This is a genomic window from Paenibacillus sp. PvR098 (genome assembly GCF_017833255.1).
Classification (GTDB): domain Bacteria; phylum Bacillota; class Bacilli; order Paenibacillales; family NBRC-103111; genus Paenibacillus_G.
Map to the genome: position 1 here is coordinate 3,699,239 of NZ_JAFIBU010000001.1, position 26,979 is coordinate 3,726,217.

Here is a 26,979-nt window from a genome sequence, read left to right on the forward strand (position 1 = left end):
AAAGGACGACTGCTATGCTTGGGAATTTGGGCTTCTCTGAAATATTACTCATCGCCGTCATAGCGCTGCTATTGTTCGGACCGAACAAGCTTCCGGAATTGGGGCGTTCTCTTGGAAGAACGTTGCACGAATTCAAGAAGGGCACGCGTGAAATATTGTCCGACGATGAAACACGGCCGCCGGAACGGAAAGACGTCACGCCTTCCAGTTCCAGCGCACAGGAACCTGAACAGCCACAGACCGATCCTCCGGTTCACCGGCAGGATTCCCGTAGACTGCCGGATTAATGAGGTGAAGTGACATGGAACAAGAAGACGGCATGACGCTTGTCGAGCACTTGACCGAGCTTCGTAAGCGAATCATTTGGGTCATTATTGTGCTTGTGCTCGGTATGGTGATCGGACTGGTTGTGGCCCAACCGCTCATTACGTATTTGAAGTCAATCCCGCCGGCGAGCGAAATCAACTGGAACGTATTTTCGCCGTGGGATGCGATTAAATTATATATGAATTTCGCTCTGGTTATGGGGCTGCTCGTAACTCTTCCTTTTACCTTGTATCAGGTTTGGGCATTTTTGAAGCCGGGACTCCGGCAAGTCGAGCAGAAGGCCTCGCTCATTTATGTGCCGTTCGCTTTCGTCATGTTTTTGCTGGGCCTTGCATTCGGTTATTTTATCGTCTTTCAGATGGCCTTTTTGTTCACCACAACGATCACGGAGAGCTTGCAGCTTAGCGAAACGTACGGTGTAACTCAATATTTCTCTTTTATGTTTAATATTCTTATTCCACTCGCGCTTGTGTTCGAGCTTCCAATTGTGGTCATGTTCTTGACGAAGATCCGTTTGCTGAACCCGATGCTGCTCCGAAAATTCCGCCGCTATGCCTACTTGGCGCTGGTTGTCATATCCACGATGATTACACCGCCGGATGCAGCCTCGGCCATCATCGTCTCGGTGCCAATGATTGGGCTGTACGAGCTCAGCGTGTTTCTGTCGGGGATAATCTACCGGAAGCAGCTGCTGCAGGATCAAGCTTGGGAATCGGAAGGAGCCGAAACGGCCATGAAGCCTGTCGATTGACAGGCTTTTTTGTTTGATTTTTGAGAAACGGATTAGAGACGTGTATGACTTGAGTCGTTAATCTGCATTACACAGCACACTCATCGCCTCAAGAAGGAAGCCGCCCGTGCCGTTCCCGTCAACGGCTTGTCTCCTACCGTAATTCAGCATCTATCTACTGCAGCCACCCTCTGAATGCTTGAAATCTCCTGTACTCACCTGCCGTATATTTTCTAATTCCCTGGATACAATGATTGAGGTGTAAAATTATTGTAAAACCACTTGCAAAATTCATGCGAAGTTAGTATCATAAGAATTGTTGTTAGCACTAAACGCATTCGAGTGCTAATAAAAAATATAACCTAATTTTAAAAGGAGGCTATTTTCTCATGATCAAACCGTTGGGTGATCGCGTAGTCATTGAAGCCATCGCTAAGGAGGAAACAACCGCAAGCGGAATCGTACTGCCTGACACAGCGAAAGAAAAGCCGCAAGAAGGCAAAGTCGTAGCTGTAGGTAGCGGTACACTCAAAGACGGTGAGCGCGTGCCACTTGAGCTTAAAGAAGGCGACCGTGTGATTTTCTCCAAATATGCAGGCACCGAAGTGAAATACGACGGCCGCGAGCTGCTCATCATGCGTGAAAGCGACATCCTTGCTATCATGGCGTAAGTGTAAGCTGCCAGATCTCGCCGCGCTTTATACTTAAGTATTGCGCATTTACATTTACTTACGAAAATATCCGAATTGGTAAAATAAATTGAATTCAAATTCGACTTAGGAGGGTTTACTCATGGCAAAAGAAATCAGGTTCAGTGAAGACGCTCGCCGCTCGATGCTCCGCGGGGTTGACGCTTTGGCTAACGCTGTAAAAGTTACCTTGGGTCCAAAAGGCCGCAACGTGGTTCTGGAGAAAAAATTCGGAAGCCCGCTCATCACCAATGATGGCGTAACCATCGCTAAAGAAATCGAACTCGAAGACGCATTCGAGAACATGGGCGCTCAGCTCGTGAAAGAAGTAGCTACCAAAACGAACGATATTGCTGGTGACGGTACGACAACAGCAACAGTTTTGGCTCAAGCGATGATTCGCGAAGGTCTGAAGAACGTAACGGCCGGCGCTAACCCTATGGTTGTACGTAAAGGTATCGACAAAGCGGTTAAAGCTGCCGTTCTAGAATTGGCGAGCATCTCTAAGCCAATCGAAGGCAAGCAATCCATCGCGCAAGTAGCTGCGATCTCCGCTGCTGACGATGAAGTGGGCGAATTGATCGCAGAAGCTATGGAAAAAGTGGGCAAAGACGGCGTTATCACCGTTGAAGAGTCCAAAGGCTTCGCTACTGAGCTCGAAGTGGTTGAAGGTATGCAATTCGACCGCGGTTACATCTCCCCGTACATGATTACGGATACAGACAAAATGGAAGCTGTTCTGGAGAACCCGTACATCCTGATTACGGACAAGAAAATCAACAACATTCAAGAAATCCTTCCGGTGCTTGAGAAAGTGGTTCAATCCGGCAAGCAGCTCTTGATCATTGCAGAAGACGTTGAAGGCGAAGCGCTGGCTACTCTTGTAGTGAACAGACTGCGCGGAACGTTTACTTGTGTAGCTGTTAAAGCTCCTGGCTTCGGTGACCGCCGTAAAGCTATGTTAGGCGACATCGCTGCTCTGACAGGCGGCCAAGTGATTACTGAAGAGCTCGGCCTGGATCTGAAATCCACAACTCCAGACCAACTCGGTTCCGCTCGCCAGATTCGTGTAACGAAAGAAAACACGATCGTTGTTGATGGCGCAGGCGACAAAAAAGATATCGGTACCCGCATCTCGCAAATTCGTGCTCAATTGGAAGAAACCACTTCCGATTTCGATAAAGAAAAACTGCAAGAGCGTCTTGCTAAGTTGTCCGGTGGCGTAGCTGTCGTTAAAGTCGGCGCTGCAACTGAAACTGAGCTGAAAGAGCGCAAGCTTCGCATCGAAGATGCTCTGAACGCGACTCGTGCAGCAGTTGAAGAAGGTATCGTAGCAGGCGGCGGTACGGCTCTCGTGAACGTATACGCAGCTGTAGCAGCTGTTAAAGCTGATGGGGACGAGCAAACCGGCGTAAACATCGTTCTGCGCGCTCTGGAAGAGCCAGTTCGCACAATCGCTGCAAACGCAGGCCAAGAAGGCTCCGTTATCGTTGAGCGCCTGAAGAAAGAATCCACAGGCATCGGATACAACGCAGCTACTGGCGAATGGGTAAACATGATCGAATCCGGTATCGTTGACCCTGCGAAAGTTACTCGTTCCGCACTGCAAAACGCAGCATCCGTAGCGGCTATGTTCCTGACAACCGAAGCGGTTATCGCTGACAAGCCAGAAAAAGATAAGCCTGCTATGCCTGATATGGGCGGCATGGGTGGTATGGGCGGCATGGGCGGATTCTAATCCAGCCTATCCCGTAAGGAAAAGCAGCATCCCGTTAGGGATGCTGCTTTTTTGCGTTATTTCACTATGTATTTGGACATGCCACGGAAATTAAAGTTGCCTCACACTGTTGAATCACGCTCTGCTTTATAAAAACGGCCTGTCAAGAACGCGTATGTTTGTTCGAGCTCAGTAAAATTGGCTTTGATATGCTCGTAAATCCGCCGTGCCGTCATCTCGTCGTAAACGTGTGAAGTTTCGTTTCGATCTTTAAGCATCTGAAGCCAGCGTGCTTCGTCATGAATCCATTGGGCTTGATATGCTCTTTGCAACGCTTCCCGAGGAGTACCGGTTTCGACACCCTCATAAGCCAATAGCCGCTTGAACGTTTTCCAATATAGCTCAATGACGAATTCGAACCTTTGGATCGTTCCATCGATCGCCAAGCTGTTGGCTTCCGGTTCCTTTAATGCCTCTTTCAGTCGCTCTAAAGCATGGCCCAAATTCACTAAACTTTGGTTAATTTTGGTTTCGCTCATATATCATCTTGCCCTCCGATTCGATTTTAAGTCTTAGATCTGAAGAAGCTTCTTCTAAACGAATGACATCAATCAGAAGTAGTGTATCCAAGTCCTCGACGGAGTGTAAAATGTTCATCCAAGTCTTTAGGTCCGCTTCCGGCGCTTGAATAGCCAGATCGATGTCCGACCGTTCTTCTGCATCCCCTCGAGCTCTTGAGCCGAATAGGATCACTTTTTCGATTTCTCTATATGGAGACAAGCTATCGATCATTTGATTATAGAGCGTTTCTTGGAGTATCATCGGAGCACCCCCTAAGAATATATGTTATTTCATTATACAACAAATTGAAAAAGAAAGAGACCCGAAGCATCGAGTCTCTTGATAATATAAATAATTACTTCGTATAAGGCAAGAAGCGTTTCAGCACGGTTGCCGCTTGAGCGCGGGTTGCTGTACTTGTAGGACTAAACGTATCTTCCGTCATGCCATTCATAATTCTGGCATTCAGCGACGCTGCAATCTCCTTGTGGCCCCATGTGATTTGATCGGCATCTTTAAACTGGGAGAGAAGCTCTTCTTGTCTCGAAGCGTTGACCTCAGAAGCTACATCCGCATAGGTCAGAGCGCGAATAATGATCGCAGCCATTTCCTCACGAGTCACCGGAGCTGTCGGGTGGAAGGTATTGTCTTCGTAACCGTTGATCAGGCCTGCATAAGTTGCGGCGGATACGGTGTCTGCATACCAGGACGAAGCGTCCACATCGCTAAAATAAGTGTTGGAGGTAACAGTAGTCAGACCCAACGAACGAACAACCAATGTTGCAAATTCAGCGCGCGTAATGCTGCGGTCCGGCTCGAATTGTGTAGGGGTAACACCTTCTACAATTTTTTGTTCAACCAAGGATTCGATATCTTTCTTGGCCCAGTGGGAAGACAAATCGTCAAAAGCTGCAAAGGCAAGGACAGGAGATAACATCGACACGATCATCAGGACCGCGAGGATTTGAGCGACCTTTTTCATAACAACGGTTTTCATTGTTTGCAGTAATCCTCCTATAATTTCTATGTTTTTCAATAAATTATACTATACCACCTTTAGCCATGGCTTGAACACCCCATAAATGTTAACAATAAACAAAAAGACCCGATACCGAAGTATCGAGCCTTGATGTAAGGATTTAGTTAATAAAGCCAGCAGAGCCTAAGAAACGCTTCAGCATCGTAGCGGATTGCGCACGAGTTGCCTCGCTTGCAGAACCGATTGTGTTATCGGTTAGACCGTTGATGATGCCTGCATGGATAGCGGCTGCGATTTCTTTTTGCGCCCAAATGATTTGGTTCGCATCATTGAATTTCGCGAGCAGTTCAGCTTGCTTGGAAGCGGAAATCTCCGTTTTCACGCCAGCGTAATTCAACGCACGAACGACCATAGCGGCCAGTTCTTCGCGAGTGATTTGGGTATTCGGACGGAACGTGTTGTCTTCGTACCCGTTAATAATGCCCGCTTTAACAGCTGCGGACACCGCGCCGGAGTACCATGCGCCAGCGTTCACATCGCTAAATTGGCTTGCGGAAGAACCGGAAGTCAGACCCAAGGAACGAACAACCAGCGTTGCAAATTCTGCACGGGTGATGTTGCGGTTCGGTTGGAATTGATTGTCCGACACGCCTTCAACCACCAGCTTGTTCGCGAGCAGCTCCACATCAGCTTTCGCCCAGTGGGATGCGAGGTCTTCGAAAGATTTATTGTTTTCGATAACCGTGTAAATGCTGTTTCCGTTACGCTTCAGCGTAGCTACGGTCTTACCATCTTTCGTTGCGAAGGTAGCAGGAACGAAGCTAAGCTTCTTCGTGACCGGGTTATAGAGAACACCAGTCGCTGTAGCAGCATTTACTGCTTTGCTCACGTTCAAAGAACGGGAGGCATAAGTTGTACCAAAGTCAATGTTAACCGATTTGCCGTTAGCGGAAGCCGTTACGGTGAATTCGATCACATCAGCAATGGCGTTACCGCCAAGAGCGTCAATCGCGCTGTTCACATCTGCAGCCGTATCGCCGCTAACTTCAGAGATCGTAACAGTGATTGTCAGATCTTTAATGTCAACGCCCAATGCTTTAGCCAGTGTATCCAAGTTCAGGACAGACAGAGGAAGATTGTAAGTACCATTCTCGGAAACGATTGTAATCGAAGTGCCAGCTTTCTTAGCTGCGTCTACCAGAGCGGAAGCCGGAAGTTCCGCTTTATCACCGGAGATGTTCACTTCCACATTGGTTTTGCCTTCAAACGCCTGTGTCAGTACGCTTGCATCTACTTTACCGTTGGAAGCATCAACTTTTCCAGGCTCAGCAGCTGCACCACCACCGCCACCGCCGGCGCTGCGGCCTTCTTCATCTTCTGGTTGTTCACCAGGCTGTGCGTCTGGTACACCGGGCTCTGTACCTGGCTCACCTGGCTGTGCGCCTGGCTCCCCAGCTGGTGTGTAAACAGCATTATATATGGCAGCAGATACTCCGTAGAATGCTTTTACATAGACAGAATCAGCAACACTGGAATCGGCTAAGGTAATAGTAAAATCAAAGTATGTAGCACCATTGACTGTTCTGTATGTAGCATCGTAAATTGAGCTAATAACAGATGTAGCATTGCTGTCAGCGTAAACGGCAAAGTAAACATTGTCATTTACGTTATAGACCGTGCTGTAAACACTTCCCGTAATCGTTTTGTTTGGCTTATCGTAAGATGCCTTGTCAAAGCTGACTGCAGCGAATGCCAAAACTGGTAAAAGCATAGACACGATCATAAGTACTGCTAAAACTTGCGATGTTTTTTTCATTACAGCAGACTTCACTCCAGAACTTCTCCTTTCAGCTCTTTCAAAATGTAATGTTCTAAATAACGAACGCATAATTTGTATTCACCCCTTTCCTGCGTAAGATATATATGCCAAGGCCGTTTCTTAGTTACCAAAGTTATAGGGCCTAAGATCTATTCTAGCACCATAAAGTCGAAAATGGTAGTATTTTGAAAAGAAAAACTACCATTTTCGTGAATTAATTAACATATTATGAATTTAATAGAAATTAGATTTCCAGACACAAAACAAAACAGGAGCATCAAGTCCTGAAGTGGCATAAGGTTTGACATTCTGTCAAGTCCTGTAGACAAGCTTCCGGCAATGCTCCTGTTGTATGATTGCAATTAGAATTGGATATTTACTATATTCTGAATTTCTTGTCGTTCATTCGGATCTTTAGCCACCAAATTATCGAATAATGTTTGATCATTCTTTCCTTGCTTCTGTAATGTTGCAAGGTACCAACGAATGTTTTGGCGTGTCAGTTGGTCATCCAGAGACCCGCTTATACCGATTCGAAGGAAATTCTCCGCCGAATCATAATTGCCGCGGATAAATTCGATTTGACCTAAAGACAATCCGATTTTTACAGTAGTTCCAAAAGCCCGGCCTTGCCCTTGCTCCTTCGGAAGTGCGGCCAATGTTGCCGTTTTATCTTCTACCATTGTATATGTCTCAAAAGCTTGATTCCAAAACTGTTCTTGGAGAGGAGTATTGTTATTTGTCCGAGCTTGATTTCCTAGGTCTTTGCTAATTGCAATGCTTCTTTCATACAAAGTAATGTCCCAAGGAAAGTTTGTGATTTCCTGATTGGTCCGTTCCAGGGCTTTAGCCAAATCTTGTTTCATTACAAGCATATTGAGTTCTCTTTCAATCAGATATCGGTGATTAGGCTCCTTTTCACGGGCTTGCTCTAATAAACTCATAGCTTCAGAGTAAAAATTCTCATCTTTCGTTTGATTATATGCTGACAACAAGATATCAATCTTGTAGCCGGTATAATCCGGATGATTCGGGTGCTGTTCCAACGATTTATCTAGCGGCACAAATATTTCATTCATATTTTTGTTACTCGAAGCTGTCGCTATGGCTTGGTTAAAATTGCTGTTTGCGCTTAAGAGCTGAAGTGAACTGAAAAGGAAAATTAAGGATAGTACAAGCAAAACGGAAGGAAACGACCATTTGTACTTATTCACATTTTCCTTCCAATTCCCTTTTAGAACAAGAGCATCCTTGGATACCATTGCTCCAAAACTAAGGAATAGAAGCATGCCTAAATATACATAACTAAGGTCAAAGTCAATCATACTATGAATCAGTAGAGAGATCGCTACAATGTAGAAAATAAAATTAGAATGTCTTAGATTTTCATCCTGCTTAAGATAATTACGAATGTAGATGTAGAAAACCAAGGCAATAAGAACGATAAAAATTAAAAATCCTATAATACCTACTTCAGTGAGATACTGCAGGAAAAAGTTATGGGCTTGCCGGCTGACGTAAGGATTGTTCTGATATTTCTCATAAAGCGCCGACCAGGCCCCTCCTCCAGCGCCGAGAATAGGATAGTCACTTACGAGCTTAATGGCATCTTGATAGAACGTCCCGCGTTCTAATACGCTGTGCTGTTGGAAGTTAATATTTTCAATCCGCGTCCGGACATTGTCCGGAAGCAGCTTAGTCAGCCCAGTGTCAGTGAGAAGCAAAGTTAAGGCAATCCCTCCGGCAACAATCGCCGTTACAGGAATGGCAATGCTTGCTAACCTGAATTTTTCAAATCGTCTCAGAAGTTTTTGAGCCCAAGGCAGCCCAAACTTCTGAATAACAACAGCTAGAACCGCATTAATCAGCGAAACGATAAGTAAGCTTGTCCATCCAGATTGAGATAGACCCACTTGGTGTCCATTGTGCAGTTCTACCCCGATATTGGTTACTTTCGTTAAAATGATCAGTGACAAAACAAAGGAGGTAACCAGATGTAACAGATAGACTACTTGACGATAAGGCTTTAAAAAAGGAAGTACCAAAATCAGAACAACAGGCAAGATCACAAGCCCGCCGCGGGACAACGTCAAGAAGAAAGAGATGATGATGGGTACGGCCATAAAGCCGTGAATTCCTGCAGACACCCATTTTCTAGTCGATGTTATTAAAAACAAAGTACACAGCAGCAAAGCAATCAGGAATCCTGCATAACTATTGGCGTATTGAAAAACCGAAGTTAAACGAGCGCCATTCGAGTCGACCATGACTGCATCCTGGTAGAACGTAGCGTTCTTCATGTTTGCCGCGAACCATTCAACAAGCGAAAAAGCGGCTTCTTTATTCCCAAACCAGTTCATGATTCCGAACAAGACAATAACATAACCGGAAATCATAAAGCCATTTTGGAGTATGGATAAGCCCAATGGATTCCTCGATATATAAAGCGCTAGTAGAAAGAATGCAACATAAATGACCTGAATGAACGTCATATTAGAAGAGTAATAAGAAGATGCCGCACCAAAACTGGAAATGAAATAAGTTAAAGGGATTAGCCAAATGATTATACTCAAAAGATCCGATACTGTGTTGACTTTCCAGTGGTAAAATAAATATATCGACACAAGGAGCAATATTATGCATGACCAGATTAGAGCTGAGTAGATTGGTCTTTCGAAATCAAATGAATTGCCGTTGAATAAGGCTTTTTGGAATGGGGACCAGAAAAGAAATATTACTGAAAAACTAGATAAAATCCAAAATAATATGGAGCTTTTGTCTATTGTATTCGGTTGACCTTTTAATTCTTTGGAGTAAGAATAACTGCTTTTTTTATTCTTATTGCTCATTCCCGTGTGCTCCTTTTTATTTCATAAATTACGTCAAAATTTTATCATATTAGACTTGTTTTATCCAATTGTTCTTCGAGATACATCGATAAATTCATCTTATGTCGTTTGTATATTCCTTGATAGAACGGGATTCCAAGCTTACAAACAGCTATATTAAGGATCAAATTCCTAATTTGAGAAGTTGAGTTAAAGATATAAGAATGGTAGAATTACCATTGGACAAAGTTCGGCAATAAATTTAATAATCTGTAAAAATTTCGAAAAAATTATGCTTTAACCAAGAACAATGCCGGATTTCGCAAGGCGGTGCTTACCATTATTTCTTTTATTTATAGGGTTATTTATAGGCTTGCCATGTTCTCAAAGTCTTTCCTTGCTCTAGTGTTTCCTCCATCCGTAATGCAAATGGCAAAGAAGCGAATTTTAAGAAAAGCCTTTCCTTTGAATACCGGTTCCAATCCTACTGGGAACAAGCATTATCCACCGGGTATTAATCTTATCGGATATGCAAGAGCGGAAATGGGTATTGGTGAATCCTGTAGAATAATGGCCAAAAGCTTGAATGCTGTTAATTTTCCTTTTGGCATCACAAATTTTACAGGCACTAACAAAGCGCGTATGACAGACCTTACGTGGATTCATAAAGAAGTCGAAAACCCGCAGTACAACATTAATGTTTTTCATATTAATGCGGAACAAATGATTGAGATCTACGCTCATTACGGCAACAGCATTTTCAAGGATAGATATAATATTGGTTATTGGCATTGGGAGCTGCCTGATTTTCCGGATGATTGGCTTGAAAGCTTTCAGATAGTGAACGAAATCTGGGTGCCTTCAACTTTTGTTGCTAATTCGATCGCATTGAAAAGCCCAGTTCCTGTGGTGAAAATTCCACATAGTATTGAGGTGAATATACCGACTCCTCGTAGTCGCGAATATTTTCATTTGCCGGAAAAAGCTTTCTTGTTTCTTACCATGTATGATGTGAAAAGCTATCAAGAACGCAAGAACCCTCGTGCCTCTATAGAGGCGTTCAAATTAGCTTTTGGTCCTGACGACTTACATGTGGGGCTGGTAGTGAAGGTAAACAGCTCAACAAGTAGTCCAGATGAAATGCAGTTACTGGAAGAGCTGATTTCTAATTATAATAATATTTATTTAATTAAGGAAATACTTAGTAGAGAAGATACGAACTCTTTAATAGATGCAACCAATGGTTATATCTCTCTTCATCGAAGTGAAGGTTTCGGCTTAGGATTAGCCGAAGCGATGTATTTAGGAAAGTCTGTTATTGGTACTAACTGGTCATCAAATACTGATTTTATGAACCATCAAAATTCATGTCTTGTAGACTACAATTTAATACCAGTCGGCAGAGATCATGGTCCGTACAAGGCATATCAATATTGGGCTAATCCCGATATAGAACATGCTAGTTATTTTATGAAAAGGTTAGTGACAGATATCGATTATTATAAGTCGATATCTCAAAAGGGAGAACAAATGATTAAAGAAAGCTTTTCTCCTATAGCGGTTGGTAAAACTATTGAGAAGAGACTTAAGTATTTAAAATTACTTTAAATGAAATGGTGTGCTCTGCTCTTTCTCTTAGTTATTTAAGAACTGGAGGTTTAAACGATGACGATTACAGCTGTAATTATGGCAGGTGGAAAAGGAGAGAGGTTTTGGCCAAAAAGTAGAACAAATCTACCTAAACAGTTCTTGAATATTTCTGGAAATAAATCTATGATACAGCAAACGATCAGTAGACTGGAGAAATTAATTCCTATATCACAAATTTTTATTGTTACCAATGAACTGTATGCTGAACTCATTAAAGCGCAAATTCCTCATTTACCGGTAGAAAATATTATTATTGAGCCTATCGGTAGAAATACAGCTCCGTGTGTGGGACTTGCATCAATCATCATCGAAGAAAAATTTCCAGATAGTACAATGGTGGTTCTTCCTTCGGATCATATTATTGAGAATGAAACAGGGTTTATCCAAATTTTAAAAACTGCAGTTGAAGTTGCCGGTAAGGATAATAGTCTTGTAACGCTCGGCATTTCGCCTACATATCCTGAAACAGGCTATGGATATATTGAAAGCAGTAATGATGTTACTAACTTGAACGATCTGGAGGTTCACAAGGTCAAGAAGTTTGTGGAAAAGCCAGACTTAGCTACTGCTGAAAAATATATTAATGCAGGAAATTATTATTGGAATAGCGGAATTTTCATATGGAAAGTTTCTGTCATTAGGGAATACATTAAAAGCTTAATGCCGGAAATGCATGATATTCTGGAATCAATGAAAATCGGGTTCCGACAAGGCAATCCCAAAGATATTATCCAAAGTGAGTTTCACAAGATGCCGGATCAATCTATTGACTATGGCATAATGGAGAAAGTCGCTAGCATATATGTAATTCCATGCGTGTTTGGGTGGGATGATGTAGGCAGTTGGACTGCTTTGGAAAGAATTAACGAACGGGACGATAATGGAAATGTAATACGTGGGAACATCCTCAATCTGGATACGAAAAGATGCATTATTGAAAGCAACGGTAAATTAATTGCAACTCTTGGAGTAGAGGATTTAATTATAGTAGATACCGAGGATGTTACTTTAATATGTTCCAAAGAAAAGGCACAGGAAGTAAAGTCGTTAATTAAAGAGTTAAGACTTCAAAAATTAGAACAATACTTATAAACACTATCATATCATACAATTGTAAGGGGAAGATAACATGTCGAAAAATGCTCTAATTACAGGAATAACTGGACAAGACGGATCATATTTGGCGGAATTACTATTAAGTAAAGGTTATAAAGTATATGGAGTTCGCAGAAGAACAAGTAGTCCAATCATGGAAAATATCGAACATATTGCTAATGAAATCGAATTTATTGACGGTGATTTATTGGATCAAGGTTCGCTTGTAAATGCAATTCGGGTCTCTAATCCTGATGAAGTCTATAACTTGGCTGCTCAATCTTTTGTTGGAACATCTTGGGTACAACCGGTACTAACAGGAGAAACAACCGCTATTGGCGTGACGAATATTTTAGAGGCGATTCGCCAAATCAAGCCAGAAGCAAAATTTTATCAAGCATCAAGCAGTGAAATGTTCGGGAAAGTAGTAGAAACTCCGCAAAAAGAAACAACACCATTTTACCCAAGAAGTCCTTATGGTGTAGCGAAAGTTTATGGTCATTGGATTACAATAAATTACCGTGAAAGCTATAATATGTTCGCTTGTTCCGGTATACTATTTAACCATGAATCGCCGCGCCGCGGGGTAGAATTTGTCACAAGAAAGGTGACGGATGCCGCAGCCAGAATTAAATTAGGTTTACAAAAAGAGCTTCGCATGGGTAACCTAGATGCGAAGAGGGATTGGGGCTTTGCTGGAGATTATGTGAAAGCTATGTGGTTAATGCTACAACAGGAGACACCGGACGATTATGTCATTTCAACTGGCGAGACACATACGGTGGAGGAACTTGTGGAGATCGCCTTTGGACATGTTGGGTTGAGCTGGCGAGATTATGTAGTCATTGATCCGAAATTCGTGAGACCTGCTGAAGTTGATCTCTTATTAGGAGATCACACCAAGGCGAAGGAAAAGCTGGGATGGAAATTAGATGTTGGATTTGAACAGCTAATCACAATGATGGTGGAAAGTGACTTGAAAAAAATTGAGAAAAGCTTGAGATAAAAGGTGGTTTCTATGAGAGCTCTAATTACTGGAGTGACTGGTTTTGTTGGTCGCTATCTAGCTCAAAACCTTCTGGATAATGGGTATGAAGTGTGGGGTGGGACACGTAAGTGTCCACCCTACTTTATTAATGGCGTGCAAATCGTGGAGCTTAATCTATCACGTCAGGACATGATCGTTAATGTTTTGGAAGATATAAAACCTGATGTTGTGTTTCATTTATCTGGTCAGAGTTCTGTGAAATACTCATGGGATCATATCGAAGAAACATTTAAATCCAATGTAATGGATTCGATTAATTTGTTAGAAGCCATAAAAAATTCATCTTTAAAAAGTAGTGTAAGAGTAATCACCATCGGTTCTTCTGAAGAATATGGGGTAGGGGCCGAATTGCCGATAGTTGAAGAGGCGCGGACCGATCCGATGAATCCATATGGCTTATCCAAACTTACGGTAGGTAAAATCGCCCTTTTATATCATGGACTTCACCGCATGGATATCATCCACGCTAGAGCCTTTAACCATATAGGACCAGGTCAGTCCTTAGGTTTTGTGACAACTGATTTTACAAAACAAGTCATCGAAATAGAGAATGGGAAAGTCGAACCTGTGATGTATGTGGGTGATTTAAGTAGTAAACGTGATTTTACTGATGTGAGAGATATTGTTGAAGCTTATCGTTTGCTAAATGAGAAAGGCACAGCTGGGGAAACCTATAATGTATGCTCTGGAGTCTGTATACCCATTCGGGGAATATTGGATGATTTGGTGTCATTCTCCTCTAGTTCTATTAAAGTAATTGTAGATGAAAAAAAGTTAAGACCCAATAATGTTAAAGAGTACTATGGATCTAATGATAAACTAAGAAAAGCTACTGGTTGGAAACCTTTAATATCAATTAGTCAAAGCTTGCACGATATTTATCTTCATTGGAAAAATACCTATTAATATGATACCAGATTGTTAGAACGGTGGTTTAGAGCGGTTATGTTAAATGACTTTAAAGAAATCAAAAATTACAGGGAGATGTTGGTAAGTATTGTTCGAAGAGACTTGCGTTCTCGATACAAAGGCTCATTTTTGGGTTTCTTATGGACATTTGTAAATCCATTGCTGCAACTAATCGTCTATTCCATTGTATTTCCATATATTTTAAAAATAAATCAAGAAAATTATCCTATGTTTCTTTTTGTAGCGCTTTTACCTTGGATCTATTTTACTTCGTCTCTTCAAGGAGCGACAACTAGTATCGTAAGTGGCGCAAACTTAGTTAAAAAAATCTATTTTCCAAGGATGATCTTACCTCTTGCTGTTGTTGGTACTAATTTGATGAATTATATATATGGACTAATTATCGTTTTTTCAGCCCTTTTATTTATGGGAATTGAGTTGACGATGAATGTTTTATGGCTGCCAGTAGTTTTATTGATTCATTCTATTTTTATTTTGGGTTTAGCACTGATTTTCTCGGCACTATATGTTAAGTTCAGAGACTTAGAACATATTGTAGGCGTAGTAACTTTTGTATGGTTTTATTTAACCCCTATTGTTTTTCCAATCACCATTTTTCCAGATAATATTGCAGAAACCTTAGGATATAATCCTATGGTTCCGATAATTAATTCGTTTAGGGACATCTTACTTGATGGTAAACAACCGGATTGGAGTTCGCTGTCCTATTCTTTGATAGTCGGATTATTAGTCACGGTAATTGGACTAATTGTATTCCGAAAATGTCAGAAGACCTTTGCGGAGGATTTGTAATAATGGACCAAATCGTAATATCAATTAAAAATGTGAGTAAAGCGTTTAAAATATATCGTGATAAGCCATTAACTCTTAAGGAAAAGCTGTTAAAACTGAGAAGTAACGAGTATAGTCCTTTTTTTGCCGTAAAAAATGTGAGTTTGGATATTAAAAAAGGTGAGACAATCGGATTAATTGGTCATAACGGATGCGGGAAAAGTACAATGTTGAAACTCATTACTAAAATACTATATCCGGATAGCGGAGAAATCAATGTCAATGGAAGAATATCCAGTCTCATTGAATTAGGAGCTGGGTTTCATCCTGATTTTACGGGTCGAGAAAATATATATATTAACGCCTCTATTTTCGGTCTTTCTAAAAAAGAGGTGGATGAGAAAATAGACGAAATTATTCGGTTTTCTGAACTCGGTGAATTTATTGAAAATCCGGTCAGAACATATTCTTCAGGAATGTATATGCGTCTTGCTTTTTCGGTGGCGATTAATGTCAACCCTGAAATCCTACTAATCGATGAAATCTTATCTGTTGGTGACGCTAATTTTCAGAAAAAGTGCTATGATAAAATTGAAGGGTTTAAACTTAACGGAGCTACTATTGTTATAGTTGCCCATGATTTGGGAACTATTGAGAAAATTTGTGATAGAGTTATATGGATGGACAAAGGCGAAATTATTGAACAAGGTGAAGCGGATCGAGTCGTAAATTTATATACTCAGCATATGAATAAACGATTTGTAGAACAAAAGCAGCAAGAATACAGTAATGAACATCCTAATGTAGACAAGTTGAAAAACGATGTCCAAGTTGAAGAATTAGAAGTTCAAAGTTCGCTAGATTTTCCTGATGATATAAGATGGGGTTCGAAAGAAGTGGAAATAACAGAGGCAAGAATAGTTAATTCAAAAGGCGAGACTACGAACGTATTATCCGCCGGTGAGTCGGTTGTAATTGAGATAAATTATAAAGTAAACAGCCCACAAAAAGAATATATATTTGGCATGGGATTTTATACATCCGATAAAGTCCTTGTATATGGTAATAATACACAAATTGGGAAATTAAAACTTAAAAATCTAAGTCATGTAGGTACGGTTAAGTTTAAAATCAATGATTGCAATCTGTTGTCAGGTAATTATAAACTGAACGTTGCAGTTGTTGACGGAGACCATAGAGCTTTGGATTTCATCAAATTTTATATGGATTTTACAGTCATATCTAATGATAAAGCAGTAGGAGTATTTTCATTAAAACATAATTGGGAAATAGTTTAGCTAAGCAGATGGTTTAAAAATATGTTTTTTGAAAGGAGGAACGAGATATTTTATGAAGTTTAAAGATGAGGAAAGTTTGTATTATAAAGGTGAGCCAATACCTAAACAAACTACATCAAATGATCCGAATACGTATTTAGGTGAAATTGAGAAATATCTCAATGTGATGATTCGAACACAAGAGAATGATGCTTATCGATATTTAAGTTCAGGTAAGAAAATAATTGGCCCATTAATCATTTTAGTTAAAAAGGTCATTAGAAAACTTCTTAAGTGGTATATTGAACCTATCACATCTCAACAAACACAATTTAATAATGCGGTTACACCTGCTATTGGAAGAACGACAGAATTGATAATTGGGCTACTTAATAAAACTAGTGAAATGGAAAAAATGCAAACTCAATATAGTATCCTAGAGACACAACTTCAAGGAATACTAAATAAAACCAGTGAAATGGAAGAAATGCAAATACAATATAGTATTCTAGAGACACGACTTCAAGAAATGCTATATAAAATCGGCGAAATGGAAAAAATGCAAACGCAATACAGTAACCTGGAGAAACGATTTCAAGAAATGGAAGGCCGAATGAATATTTATGCTGAAAGAATTCAGGCTGCTTCTACCAGGTTAGAAAAAATTGATGAAATTGATGTTTTTAAAGAAAGTAATTTTAATCTTTTCAATAAAACAACATATTCACAATCTGGTGAAGATAGTATTTTGGCTTATGTAGTCTATGTTTTGGGGATCCCTTTCGAATCAGTCGATTATATTGATTTGGGAGCAAACCATGCTAAAGAGATGAGTAATACTTATTTCTTCTACAGCAAGGGGGCTAAAGGGATTTTGGTTGAAGCGAATCCAGAACTGATACCAGAACTAAAGTTTTATCGCCATAGAGACATTATATTAAATAATTGTGTGGATGTTGAAGCGGGTAAACAAGTGGATTTTTATATTCTTAGCGGCGATGGCTTGAGTACCCCTGACATTGATGCAGCTAAAGAATTTTGTGAAATAAACCCCGATCTTGAAATAATTGATAAAAGAGTCGTTAGTACCATTTCTTATAAAACCATTGTAGAGAATTACTTGGGCAAAGCACCTACACTCTTATCGATTGATATAGAAGGCAAAGATATTGAGATTCTTCGATCGATTGATTACGAGAAGTATAGACCTTTGTTAATCGTTACTGAGGTGATAAGTTATGATACGACCCTAAATTATAATACTAAAAATGATGAAGTAAAGAATTTTTTGGACAGTAAGGATTATGATGAATATGCTTTTACTGGAATAAATTCGATATTTTTGGACAGAAAATATTTGAGGAAAATGAAAGAAGGACAAGAATAATCATAAAAATCGAATTCAATATTAAATATGGGAGCTGCACACAATCAGTATAACCTATTATATTAATGATCAATTAACATAATACGCAATGGATACAATGCTGAATAATTTGGCTTGCAAATTAGGATACGTGTGGGAAAAGAAATATTTAATCAGTACCCAATTAGCAGATGAAATTTGAGTGTTTGTAAGAATAGACATTTATCATTTATTTCCATTTCTGAATGTAAATTAGTAACTATCATGGAATCACATTTTGAAATCAAAGGTGAGAGAATGAATATTATTTATGATAACAATAACGAACTAGATGTAGAAAAAATTATGGGAGAAATAAGAGATAATATTAAGAAAAGGTATCCTAATTATAAAGAAATTTATAAGGAACTGGACACTTCTACGTTTGAGAAATTTAGTAATTTAGAATCTCAAAATCATCGTAGTTTTTCCATTCTTTATGAAAATATACAATATAATAATGAAAATTGGAGAACTTTTTCTGAGGCTTTTTTAAGTAATAAATTTATTAAAATAAAAGATTTTGTCAAAAGAGTTATTCGTAAAAATATTAGATGGTATATTTCCCCTGCTTTGCATAACCAAAATGAATTAAATGGTTCGTTTACAAGATCGCTTAATGAAATAACGACAATTATTCACTCTCAGGCGCAGCAGATTCAAGATTTAGAATACAAAATCAACAAAATGAATCGTCAGTTTAATACTACTATCGGTCAGGACAATTTTGTGAGCAAAAATGGTGGTGACTCGAATGAGAGTTGATCAGTTCCATCCTTCTTTTAATTATGGGGATGCTATTGGTGAAAATCTTATTAATTTAAAAAAATGTTTAGTAGATATGGGATACCAATCCGATATATTTGCATTAAATATTGACAAAAGATTTAATGAGCAAGGTAAAAACTACAAAGATTTAAATAAAATTTCGACTAGTGAAGACATTTTATTAGTTCACTACTCTATTTGGAATGAAGTTTATACAGAAGTACTACAATTACCCTGTAAAAAAGTTTTAATCTATCATAATATTACTCCTCCTAATTTTTTTACGGGTTACAATAGTGTTCTTGAAGAATTCGCTAAAACGGGTTTAGAAAAACTAGTAGAGATTAAAGATGAATTTATTTTTGCCTTAGCTGATTCTGAATTTAACAAAGAAGACTTGTTGAATTTAGGTTACCAAGGTGTGGAAGTTTTACCCATAACAAAAGACTTCACCTTATACTCAGATGACAATGTTAAAATTAATGAAAATTATATTGATGGTAAGATCAATATATTATTTGTAGGTAGAATTGCACCGAATAAAAAGCAGGAAGACATTATTAAAAGTTTTTTCTATTACCATAAGATTAATCCTAATTCTAGATTAATTCTTACTGGCTTATGGAATGGTTTCGAGCTTTACAAAAAGAAGCTTGATGCATTAATCAATCACTTAGATTTGGTAGAAAACGTTATTTTTACAGGCCATATTAGAACAGAAGAATTATTAGGCTTGTATCGAACTTCTCAAGTATTTCTATGTATGAGTGAACATGAGGGATTCTGTGTACCTTTGCTTGAAGCTATGTATTTTGAAGTACCTATTATTGCGTACAAATCATCCGCAATACCGTACACTTTAGGCGATTCTGGATTAGTTATTGACACGAAAGACTACGCATCAATTGCAGAGTTGATTAACTTAGTGGTTTCTAATGAATCAATTTCCGAAAAGTTAATTGACAAACAGAATGAGAGATATAAGTTTTTCTCAAATGAAAATTTAGCTTCTTATCTTACTCCTTATATTGAAAAAGCAAGAACGATAATAGTTGAACCTAAACCAAAAGTAATAAAAGAGAGTCTTGCTATTGTAACAAGTGATGCAATGTGTGGAATACATGAGTATTCAAAAAATTTATTAGAGGGCTTTATACAAAATGGTTATGATGCTTCTTTAGTTGGTGTCAAAAATCGAAATAAGAATGATTTAATGCAAAAAATTAGTTTATTGAGGGATTATAAGTATGTCATTTTTGAACATGAAGAAGCAATATTTGATGCAAAACACCTAGTGAAAGCAATTTCGTTTCTTAAAAAACATGGGGTTAAAATAATTTTATCACCTCATGAATTGGAAATAAGCAAGTTTTCAGATTATCGTAAGATAAATAATATTTTTAATATCCAACATAGTAAGTCAGCTCTGAGAAACTTTCTTAGGTATATCAAAAGGGTTATCAAAATACTTTATTATTTTACAAGATTGTGGAGAAATCTAGATTACTTAGGACGTTTACCGGATAAAATTGTTATACACAGTAAGAAACAAGAAGAACATATTAATATAATAAATTATATTAATGCTGATAAAATTCAGTTGGTTCCACTTCCAGCCATGAATTTGGAGGGGAACAGAAATCAATTGCGTAATAAATTAGGGCTACCTCTAGATAAGTTTATTTTTATTATCCCGGGATTTATATTTAGAAGAAAACGTATTATTGAAGTAATTAGAAATCTTCCGCATAACTCTTTATTGGTAATATCAGGAACAGAATCTGAGTTTGATCCAGGGTATCTTCAAGAGATAAATAAATATATTCAGAACAATAAAATTGTGAATGTGGTTATTAATACTGATTATGATTTGCTTGAGTTATATGTAAAGGCATCTGATTCTGTGGTTCTCTATTATCAAGATATTTTTCAAAGCGCCGCGGCAACATTGGCTATAGGTGCAGAAAAGCCATGTATATTCAGTGATATTCCAGGGTTTCAAACTTTTGAAGGTGCCGGTATTTTTGTAAATAATGAAAATGAATTAAAACAGGGGATGCTGCAAATTTTAGATAAATCTACTTATGCTTTACTGCTTAATAATGTATTAAGATTAAAAGAGCAATTGCAACCTTCCAATATTGCAATATCTTATCTGGAAAATATATAGATCTATGCGGGGGTGCGTTATGCGATTAGCTTTTATTATCCAAAGGTATGGTGAAGATATAGTAGGTGGTTCGGAAACTTACTGCAGGGAAGTAGCTGAGAGGCTGGCTAAACACCATGAGGTGGAAGTTATTACAACATGTTCTAAAAGTTATGTGACATGGGAAAATGAATATAAAGCAGGAACAGAAACTATTAATAATGTGGTAGTGAGAAGATTCAAAACGGAAAAAAATAGATATAAAAATTTCAATAAATACTATGCTGAAACATTACAGAAAACAAATCGAACCACAGTCGATGAATTATTGTGGATGGAATATCAGGGACCCTATTCTCTTAACCTATTAGATTATTTATGTAAAAATCAGGAAAATTATGATTTGTTATTATTTGTGACATATATCTATTTTAATACTTATCACGGTTTACAGATAGCCCCTTATAAGTCCATCTTAATATCAACAGCTCATGATGAACCGCCAATTTATTTTTCAATATTTAATACGGTTTTTTACCTTCCTAGGGCCATCATTTACTTAACTGAAGAAGAAAAGAAATTTGTAAATCACCGGTTTCCTAATTTAAGTAGCCTGCAAAAAGTTATAGGAATGGGCTTAGATGTAACGAACGATACGGATTTGTCAATTCTGCAAACAATTGACAAACCATATATTCTTTATATTGGACGAATAGATGAATCTAAGAGTGTAGATATTCTTTTCAATTACTTTATAGAATACAAGCAACAATATAAGGATGATATAATTTTAGTTCTCGCAGGAAAAAAGGATATGAATATCCCCAACAGAGAGGATATTAAATACTTGGGATTTATTAATGACTCTGAAAAAGAGGCATTAATAAAAAATGCGATATTGTTTGTTTTACCTTCTAAATATGAAAGTTTTTCCATTGCAACTCTTGAATCTATGTTTCATGGAATTCCAGTACTAGTAAATGGTGAATGTAATGTATTGTATGGTCATGTGAAAAGAAGCGGGGCTGGACTTTATTATCGAAATAAATTTGAGTTTATTGAAGGAGTAAATTATTTACTTGAAAATGATGAACTCAGATTGAAAATGTCGACAAATGGAAAAGCGTATGTGATGAAAAATTATAACTGGGAAAAAATTGAGCAAGAGTATTTGGATTTTATACAAACAGTAGTTGACCAGCAAAAAAGTCGTCTTACATAATTTGTGACTAGCTTGTATCTCATATTAACTATGAGAAAATGCAAGAAAATCTGGCTAATAATAGACAATTAGATAATTGAAAGGTATGTGTAATTCTTGGGTAGAATTAAGCTGAGTTATATAGTTTTGGCGTTTATTTTTTTAAATATCAGCATTAAAATTATTTATATGTTTACCGCACAGTCGACCATTAATGGTGAAGAAGCTAATATAGGAACTCTCGCAATGCACTATATTCATAATTGGAACATCGATCTTGATTATAGCCAAACCAGACTATACTCAATATCCCGATATTTTACGGCATTGCTCTTTTTCTTTTTTGGTATAAGTATACCCGTTTTGAAAAGTTCATCTTTAATATTTTCAATATTATACATTGGCGCTTTTTATTTATTAATTAGAGAAATTTATCGTGATCTTCCGATAACACGCAAGAACCAACTCTTTTTTGTTGTAACTTTTGGATACGTATGTATTTCACCTTCACTTTTAAATATATGGAGTTTAAAAAATAGAGGTGGATTCATAGAATCTTTATTTATTGGTACTTTAATAATATATTTAACAATTAAATATATTAGGAGTCAGCATATTAACAAGACCCAGTTTTTAATAATGGGTTACCTATGGGGTCTTGCACTATGGGTCCATCCCATCACTATAAGTTACATTGTAGTCTCCTTTTTTTTCCTCATGCTACATTTAATAATAAACAGAAATAAAATCTTTAAGAATATGTTTATTTCCCTAGTGGGAGCCCTAATAGGTATTTTGCCTTTATTGATACTCAATTTCTATTATAAATTTAACACTTTTCAATTTTTTAAAAATACTGAACCGGATGGACCATATAGAACACTATCCCAAAAGACGCTACATTTATTAACAGACGCATTCCCAATGATTTTCGGTTTTAAACATGAATTGACTAATGATTATATTTTTCCTAGCTTGATATCGATATTATTAATTATATTATTTTTTTCTTTAATATTAATAGCATTTTATAAAGTTATATTTGATTTATTAAATAGAAAAATAGAAGTTAAATATAGAATAAAACCAATTGAAGTTATTTTAGCGCTATTTATTTTAAACTGTCTTCTAATTGTTATTTCTTCCTGGGGTAGTTTTCTAATTGAACCAAGACGGGCCCTTACTTTGTATACAACAGTGCCTATAATTATTTTGTATGGAATTTCTCATCTAAATAAAAAAACATCAACTATCCTATTACTTTTATTGATGTTCATTAACTTATACAGTAACTATTCTTATATAAAAAAATACCCAAATGGGTACGATGATTTTTCTTACAAACATTATACTGATGCGACAAATTATCTTTTGGAAAACTCTATCGATCATATTTTTACTAATTCTTGGTACGGGTATAAGATTACATTCGAGTCAAAAGAAAAAATAACATGGTCAAAAACAAATTTCTTAACTGCCAGCTATGGGTATGCTCATAATGGTAATGTTACAAAAAATACTGCATTTGTTTTCTCTTATTTAGATGAAGAATATATGAAAGATTTTGAGGATAAAATAATCAATAATCATATAACTTTTTCTAAAGTAGAAAAAAATAACCTTTTTATTTATCACAATTTTTCAGAAGAGTTTAATGCTAACGAGTTATATATGGGAGTCATAAATAAAATTACTAGTGAATTTAATGCAAATGAGATTGTGTTTTTGTGGAAACCTAGTAATAACATCTTTTATTCTGAAGTAGGGGAGAAAAATGAAAGGGGTAATATAACTTCAAAGGGAGAGGAAGGCTATCTTTTGTATGGACCCTATATATCTCTTGAAAAAGGAGAGTATAGATTGGAAATAAGCGGTACTCCTGCGAGGTTGGAAGATGCTGATAATGTTTTTTTTGATGTTATAGCTGATTCAGGTAAGCAAACTATAATTCCAAAATCATCATTTAAATTAATTGGTAATCAACTAATTGGTTCAAATTATTTTACTCTCCATGAAAACGTTGGCACAATTGAATTTCGTGTCTATGTAAATAAGAATTCTTTTTTAGAATTAACTTCAGTTCGACTCATTCAAATAAATAAAGAATAAATAATACAATGAAATTTACAACAAAAAGATAAGCCGATAATAGCGTGGAAATTATTGCTTGCATGTGGTAGACAATTAATTGAATGAGGATACTGTTTTTTTGTTAACATGAGAGGTTTATTATTTGGGATACGTTTTTCTTTGAATAGACAATTAAGTGTAATTGCTTGTTGCAAATTTTATTCATTTTATATGTATAACAATCAATAAGAAAAGACCAGTATTTTAGCAAAATATAATAAATGGATAATAGGCCCACGAAGAAATAATGAAATTAGTTAGGTTAATTGGAGATAACAATAAAATAGTGAAGGTTGGTAATAATGAACGAAAATGTTCCTGGCAATTATTACGATAAGTACCATACTAAAAATCCAATTGCTCGATATTTAATGAATGGTTTCTTATCTAGCTTAGATAATTGTTTAGATATGATTGATGTATCTTCTGTTTTGGATGCAGGCTGCGGTGAAGGGGAAATAACTAATTTTGTAAACAATAAGTTCAATAATCTTAGATCCTTGAAAGGAATCGAACTTGAACCTGTTACAGTTGATGAGGCTAATAAAAGATTTCCGCATCTTGATATTACCCAAGGTTCGATTTATGAGCTGCCATTTGAAGATAACGCATTTGATTTAGTAATTGCTTGTGAAGTACTTGAGCATCTTGAAAATCCCCAAAGAGCTTTAGATGAAATAATTAGAGTGAGCAATAAGTATATTTTAGTTAGTGTACCGCGTGAACCCATTTGGAGGATATGCAACATGCTAAGAGGTAAGTATATTACTGATTTGGGTAATACCCCGGGTCATATACAACATTGGTCTAAAAAACAATTTATCTCGTTGATCCAATCAAATTCAGATATATTAAAAAGGAATAGTCCATTTCCATGGACAATGATCCTTGCTCAAATTAAGTAATTGGGGGCTATCTTCTGAATAAGAAAGTAAAAGTGTTCCTTTCATTGTGTATTACTCTAGTTTTCTTATGTTATATTATATTAAAGGTAAATTGGTCTGTATTTTACTCTTTAATTTTGGATATTAATATTTCCTTTCTGGTTTTGGGTGTAATGGTTTATATTGGAAATTATATTTTGCGTGCAGTAAGATTAAAGGTTTTGTTACAAAACAAAAATATAAAAGTGATTAATTTATTAGGGATAAACTTCATTCACAATTTCTACAATAGAATATTACCAGCTAGATTAGGCGATTTTACATTAATTTATCTATTAAAGAAGTATTCAAAAGAGAGTATAAATTCAAGTGTTAACATTTTTATATTAATAAAAATTTATGACTTATTAATCTCCATGTTCTTGCTGGCTATATCATATACCGTTTTGTATAAAATCAATATAATCGGTTGGGGTATATGGTTATTAACACTTTTAATCTTAGTACTATCTCTAAAACCATCTTCAATATTAAGTTTAATACAAATAGTAATCAGCAAGTATACGGAGTGGAATTATATAGATCGATTTAATAGCAAACTAGTTTCATTAATTCATGATGCAAAACAGCTAGAAATTAATAAAATTCGACTTTATTTATTCCTTACTTCACTCGGAATTTGGTTTTTGATTGCAGTTTTATTCTATATTTTACTATTATCTATTAATCAAAATTTTGGAATCTGGGATACTCTATTTGCTACAACATTAGCAAACTTCTCATGGGTTCTACCGATTAATGGTATAGGTGGATTTGGCACGATGGAAGTTAGCATGGCTTATGCTTTTTCTATGAGGGGTCATCTATTCAATGAAGTATTAGTTTCTGCTTTATATATCAATGTAATTGTGTTTATATTATCGACATTATTTGTTGTTATTCCATACTATATGCTATTAAAAAGGAGGACATTAACTTGAAACTAATCATTCAAATCCCATGTCTGAATGAAGAAAAAACTCTGCCTATTACCATAAAAGATATACCGAGAAAAATAGAAGGAATAAGTAAAGTTGAGATATTAATTATTGATGACGGCAGTTCAGACAGAACCATTGAAGTGGCCAAGAAGTTGGGTGTGGACCATGTTGTCCGCTTCCCTAAAAACAAGGGTTTGGCGGAGGCGTTTAAAGCTGGACTTGATGCTTCGTTAAAGCTAGGTGCAGATATCATTGTAAATACGGATGCGGATAACCAGTATAAAGGCAGTGATATTCCCAAATTAATTAAGCCTATACTAGAAAAGAAGTTTGAAATGGTAATAGGAGATCGGAAAACAGATACTATTGCTCATTTCTCGCCAATTAAAAAGTTTTTTCAAAGATTTGGAAGTAGGGTTGTAAGAATCTTATCCCAAACCGATGTGCCTGATTCGACAAGTGGATTTAGAGCCTATTCTCGTGATGCAGCTCTTCGTATCAATGTCGTCTCCGAATTTACGTACACTCTAGAAACCATTATCCAAGCTGGTCATAAGAAAATTTCCGTTGGCCACGTTGAAATTGGAACAAATGGGAAACTTAGAGAATCCAGGTTATTTAAAAGTATATACGGTTATATGAAACGATCGGCCAAAACGATCATTCGCATATATACAATGTATCGCCCAATGAAGGTTTTTATGACTAGTGGTTTCATTCTATTTATGCTGGGTGTTGGGCTGGGAGTCAGGTTTCTAATCTATTATTTCCTTGGTGATGGCAATGGGCATATCCAATCGCTTATTTTGTCTGCCGCGATGATGATTATTGGCTTTCAGTTAGGGATGCTTGGCTTGGTCGCCGATTTAATTTCGAATAATCGGAAATTAATGGAGGAAACTTTGTATCGGATAAGAAAAATCGAACTACAACAATCTTCGCAATTAGATGAAGGCTTAAGGCAACCAGTTTTAGCAAGCACCAAACAAATATCATAAGATGCACTGAAAAATTGAAAATAACCATTGTAGACCCTCTGGT

At 37.2% G+C, this 26,979-nt stretch carries 23 protein-coding genes; 18 read left to right on the forward strand and 5 right to left on the reverse strand.

The window, feature by feature from the left end:
* Positions 1-14 precede the first annotated feature (14 nt).
* The 4 genes from JOE45_RS18355 to groL all read left to right on the forward strand — a co-directional run bounded on the left by JOE45_RS18355 (position 15) and on the right by groL (position 3,484).
* Positions 15-287 carry a twin-arginine translocase TatA/TatE family subunit gene (locus tag JOE45_RS18355; protein ID WP_210022959.1) on the forward strand — a complete coding sequence of 91 codons (273 nt, stop codon included), beginning with the start codon at positions 15-17 and terminating at the stop codon, positions 285-287.
* A 14-nt stretch (positions 288-301) separates the two neighbouring features.
* Positions 302-1,078: a twin-arginine translocase subunit TatC gene (gene tatC / locus JOE45_RS18360; RefSeq protein ID WP_210022958.1), complete on the forward strand. Its 777-nt coding sequence runs from the start codon at positions 302-304 to the stop codon at positions 1,076-1,078.
* Positions 1,079-1,446: 368 nt separating this feature from the next.
* Positions 1,447-1,728: a co-chaperone GroES gene (gene groES / locus JOE45_RS18365; protein ID WP_210022957.1), complete on the forward strand. Its 282-nt coding sequence runs from the start codon at positions 1,447-1,449 to the stop codon at positions 1,726-1,728.
* 121 nt (positions 1,729-1,849) lie between these two features.
* Positions 1,850-3,484 carry a chaperonin GroEL gene (groL, locus tag JOE45_RS18370; protein WP_210022956.1) on the forward strand — a complete coding sequence of 545 codons (1,635 nt, stop codon included), beginning with the start codon at positions 1,850-1,852 and terminating at the stop codon, positions 3,482-3,484.
* 101 nt (positions 3,485-3,585) lie between these two features.
* Here groL and JOE45_RS18375 read toward each other — a convergent pair whose 3' ends face one another.
* The 5 genes from JOE45_RS18375 to JOE45_RS18395 form a co-directional block, all read right to left on the reverse strand.
* Positions 3,586-4,002 carry an HI0074 family nucleotidyltransferase substrate-binding subunit gene (locus tag JOE45_RS18375; RefSeq protein WP_210022955.1) on the reverse strand — a complete coding sequence of 139 codons (417 nt, stop codon included), beginning with the start codon at positions 4,000-4,002 and terminating at the stop codon, positions 3,586-3,588.
* Positions 3,983-4,285, reverse strand: coding sequence for a type VII toxin-antitoxin system MntA family adenylyltransferase antitoxin (mntA, locus tag JOE45_RS18380; protein ID WP_245247067.1), 303 nt, complete (start codon positions 4,283-4,285; stop codon positions 3,983-3,985). Before mntA ends, JOE45_RS18375 begins: the two co-directional genes overlap by 20 nt.
* A 94-nt stretch (positions 4,286-4,379) precedes the next feature.
* Positions 4,380-5,021: an S-layer homology domain-containing protein gene (locus tag JOE45_RS18385; protein ID WP_210022954.1), complete on the reverse strand. Its 642-nt coding sequence runs from the start codon at positions 5,019-5,021 to the stop codon at positions 4,380-4,382.
* Positions 5,022-5,163: 142 nt separating this feature from the next.
* Positions 5,164-6,834, reverse strand: coding sequence for an S-layer homology domain-containing protein (locus JOE45_RS18390; protein ID WP_210022953.1), 1,671 nt, complete (start codon positions 6,832-6,834; stop codon positions 5,164-5,166).
* A 350-nt stretch (positions 6,835-7,184) separates the two neighbouring features.
* A complete protein-coding gene (locus JOE45_RS18395; RefSeq protein ID WP_210022952.1) occupies positions 7,185-9,671 on the reverse strand; it encodes an O-antigen ligase family protein in 2,487 nt (828 codons plus the stop codon).
* A 309-nt stretch (positions 9,672-9,980) separates the two neighbouring features.
* On the opposite strand from JOE45_RS18395, the gene JOE45_RS18400 reads away from it, so the two are divergent.
* The 14 genes from JOE45_RS18400 (at position 9,981) to JOE45_RS18465 (ending at position 26,936) form a co-directional block, all read left to right on the forward strand.
* On the forward strand, positions 9,981-11,258 hold the full coding sequence (locus tag JOE45_RS18400; protein WP_348632556.1) for a glycosyltransferase: 1,278 nt from the start codon (positions 9,981-9,983) through the stop codon (positions 11,256-11,258).
* A 57-nt stretch (positions 11,259-11,315) separates the two neighbouring features.
* The gene (locus tag JOE45_RS18405; protein WP_210022951.1) at positions 11,316-12,392 is read left to right on the forward strand and encodes a mannose-1-phosphate guanylyltransferase; all 1,077 of its coding nucleotides are present in this window, start codon (positions 11,316-11,318) and stop codon (positions 12,390-12,392) included.
* A 37-nt stretch (positions 12,393-12,429) separates the two neighbouring features.
* On the forward strand, positions 12,430-13,401 hold the full coding sequence (gene gmd / locus JOE45_RS18410; protein ID WP_210022950.1) for a GDP-mannose 4,6-dehydratase: 972 nt from the start codon (positions 12,430-12,432) through the stop codon (positions 13,399-13,401).
* Between the two features lie 12 nt (positions 13,402-13,413).
* A complete protein-coding gene (locus JOE45_RS18415) occupies positions 13,414-14,349 on the forward strand; it encodes a GDP-mannose 4,6-dehydratase (RefSeq protein WP_210022949.1) in 936 nt (311 codons plus the stop codon).
* 39 nt (positions 14,350-14,388) lie between these two features.
* Positions 14,389-15,165: an ABC transporter permease gene (locus JOE45_RS18420; protein ID WP_210022948.1), complete on the forward strand. Its 777-nt coding sequence runs from the start codon at positions 14,389-14,391 to the stop codon at positions 15,163-15,165.
* A gap of 2 nt (positions 15,166-15,167) precedes the next feature.
* Positions 15,168-16,442 (forward strand): ABC transporter ATP-binding protein, encoded by a 1,275-nt coding sequence (locus tag JOE45_RS18425; protein WP_210022947.1) that lies wholly within the window; start codon positions 15,168-15,170, stop codon positions 16,440-16,442.
* A 52-nt stretch (positions 16,443-16,494) separates the two neighbouring features.
* A complete protein-coding gene (locus tag JOE45_RS18430) occupies positions 16,495-17,808 on the forward strand; it encodes an FkbM family methyltransferase (RefSeq protein WP_210022946.1) in 1,314 nt (437 codons plus the stop codon).
* Between the two features lie 276 nt (positions 17,809-18,084).
* The gene (locus JOE45_RS18435) at positions 18,085-18,591 is read left to right on the forward strand and encodes a hypothetical protein (RefSeq protein ID WP_210024693.1); all 507 of its coding nucleotides are present in this window, start codon (positions 18,085-18,087) and stop codon (positions 18,589-18,591) included.
* Positions 18,581-20,764 (forward strand): glycosyltransferase family 4 protein, encoded by a 2,184-nt coding sequence (locus JOE45_RS18440; protein ID WP_210022944.1) that lies wholly within the window; start codon positions 18,581-18,583, stop codon positions 20,762-20,764. The genes JOE45_RS18435 and JOE45_RS18440 overlap by 11 nt, the downstream gene beginning before the upstream one ends.
* A gap of 19 nt (positions 20,765-20,783) precedes the next feature.
* The gene (locus JOE45_RS18445) at positions 20,784-21,965 is read left to right on the forward strand and encodes a glycosyltransferase family 4 protein (RefSeq protein ID WP_210022943.1); all 1,182 of its coding nucleotides are present in this window, start codon (positions 20,784-20,786) and stop codon (positions 21,963-21,965) included.
* A gap of 96 nt (positions 21,966-22,061) precedes the next feature.
* A complete protein-coding gene (locus JOE45_RS18450; protein WP_210022942.1) occupies positions 22,062-24,053 on the forward strand; it encodes a hypothetical protein in 1,992 nt (663 codons plus the stop codon).
* 323 nt (positions 24,054-24,376) lie between these two features.
* The gene (locus JOE45_RS18455) at positions 24,377-24,979 is read left to right on the forward strand and encodes a class I SAM-dependent methyltransferase (RefSeq protein WP_210022941.1); all 603 of its coding nucleotides are present in this window, start codon (positions 24,377-24,379) and stop codon (positions 24,977-24,979) included.
* A gap of 32 nt (positions 24,980-25,011) precedes the next feature.
* The gene (locus tag JOE45_RS18460) at positions 25,012-25,938 is read left to right on the forward strand and encodes a lysylphosphatidylglycerol synthase transmembrane domain-containing protein (RefSeq protein WP_348632557.1); all 927 of its coding nucleotides are present in this window, start codon (positions 25,012-25,014) and stop codon (positions 25,936-25,938) included.
* Complete coding sequence (locus JOE45_RS18465) at positions 25,935-26,936, forward strand: glycosyltransferase (protein ID WP_210022939.1); 1,002 nt, start codon at positions 25,935-25,937, stop codon at positions 26,934-26,936. The genes JOE45_RS18460 and JOE45_RS18465 overlap by 4 nt, the downstream gene beginning before the upstream one ends.
* Positions 26,937-26,979: the final 43 nt, after the last annotated feature.

What these genes read in the sequence shown, in the direction of transcription:
- groL (WP_210022956.1), top strand. Translation starts at nt 1,850, where the DNA reads ATGGCAAAAGAAATCAGGTTCAGTGAAGACGCTCGCCGCTCGATGCTC.
- JOE45_RS18440 (WP_210022944.1), top strand. Translation starts at nt 18,581, where the DNA reads ATGAGAGTTGATCAGTTCCATCCTTCTTTTAATTATGGGGATGCTATT.
- JOE45_RS18355 (WP_210022959.1), top strand. Translation starts at nt 15, where the DNA reads ATGCTTGGGAATTTGGGCTTCTCTGAAATATTACTCATCGCCGTCATA.
- JOE45_RS18445 (WP_210022943.1), top strand. Translation starts at nt 20,784, where the DNA reads ATGCGATTAGCTTTTATTATCCAAAGGTATGGTGAAGATATAGTAGGT.
- JOE45_RS18395 (WP_210022952.1), bottom strand. Translation starts at nt 9,671, where the DNA reads ATGAGCAATAAGAATAAAAAAAGCAGTTATTCTTACTCCAAAGAATTA.
- groES (WP_210022957.1), top strand. Translation starts at nt 1,447, where the DNA reads ATGATCAAACCGTTGGGTGATCGCGTAGTCATTGAAGCCATCGCTAAG.
- JOE45_RS18405 (WP_210022951.1), top strand. Translation starts at nt 11,316, where the DNA reads ATGACGATTACAGCTGTAATTATGGCAGGTGGAAAAGGAGAGAGGTTT.
- JOE45_RS18385 (WP_210022954.1), bottom strand. Translation starts at nt 5,021, where the DNA reads ATGAAAACCGTTGTTATGAAAAAGGTCGCTCAAATCCTCGCGGTCCTG.
- mntA (WP_245247067.1), bottom strand. Translation starts at nt 4,285, where the DNA reads ATGATACTCCAAGAAACGCTCTATAATCAAATGATCGATAGCTTGTCT.
- JOE45_RS18420 (WP_210022948.1), top strand. Translation starts at nt 14,389, where the DNA reads ATGTTAAATGACTTTAAAGAAATCAAAAATTACAGGGAGATGTTGGTA.
- JOE45_RS18425 (WP_210022947.1), top strand. Translation starts at nt 15,168, where the DNA reads ATGGACCAAATCGTAATATCAATTAAAAATGTGAGTAAAGCGTTTAAA.
- gmd (WP_210022950.1), top strand. Translation starts at nt 12,430, where the DNA reads ATGTCGAAAAATGCTCTAATTACAGGAATAACTGGACAAGACGGATCA.
- JOE45_RS18435 (WP_210024693.1), top strand. Translation starts at nt 18,085, where the DNA reads ATGAATATTATTTATGATAACAATAACGAACTAGATGTAGAAAAAATT.
- JOE45_RS18455 (WP_210022941.1), top strand. Translation starts at nt 24,377, where the DNA reads ATGAACGAAAATGTTCCTGGCAATTATTACGATAAGTACCATACTAAA.
- JOE45_RS18430 (WP_210022946.1), top strand. Translation starts at nt 16,495, where the DNA reads ATGAAGTTTAAAGATGAGGAAAGTTTGTATTATAAAGGTGAGCCAATA.
- JOE45_RS18415 (WP_210022949.1), top strand. Translation starts at nt 13,414, where the DNA reads ATGAGAGCTCTAATTACTGGAGTGACTGGTTTTGTTGGTCGCTATCTA.
- tatC (WP_210022958.1), top strand. Translation starts at nt 302, where the DNA reads ATGGAACAAGAAGACGGCATGACGCTTGTCGAGCACTTGACCGAGCTT.
- JOE45_RS18375 (WP_210022955.1), bottom strand. Translation starts at nt 4,002, where the DNA reads ATGAGCGAAACCAAAATTAACCAAAGTTTAGTGAATTTGGGCCATGCT.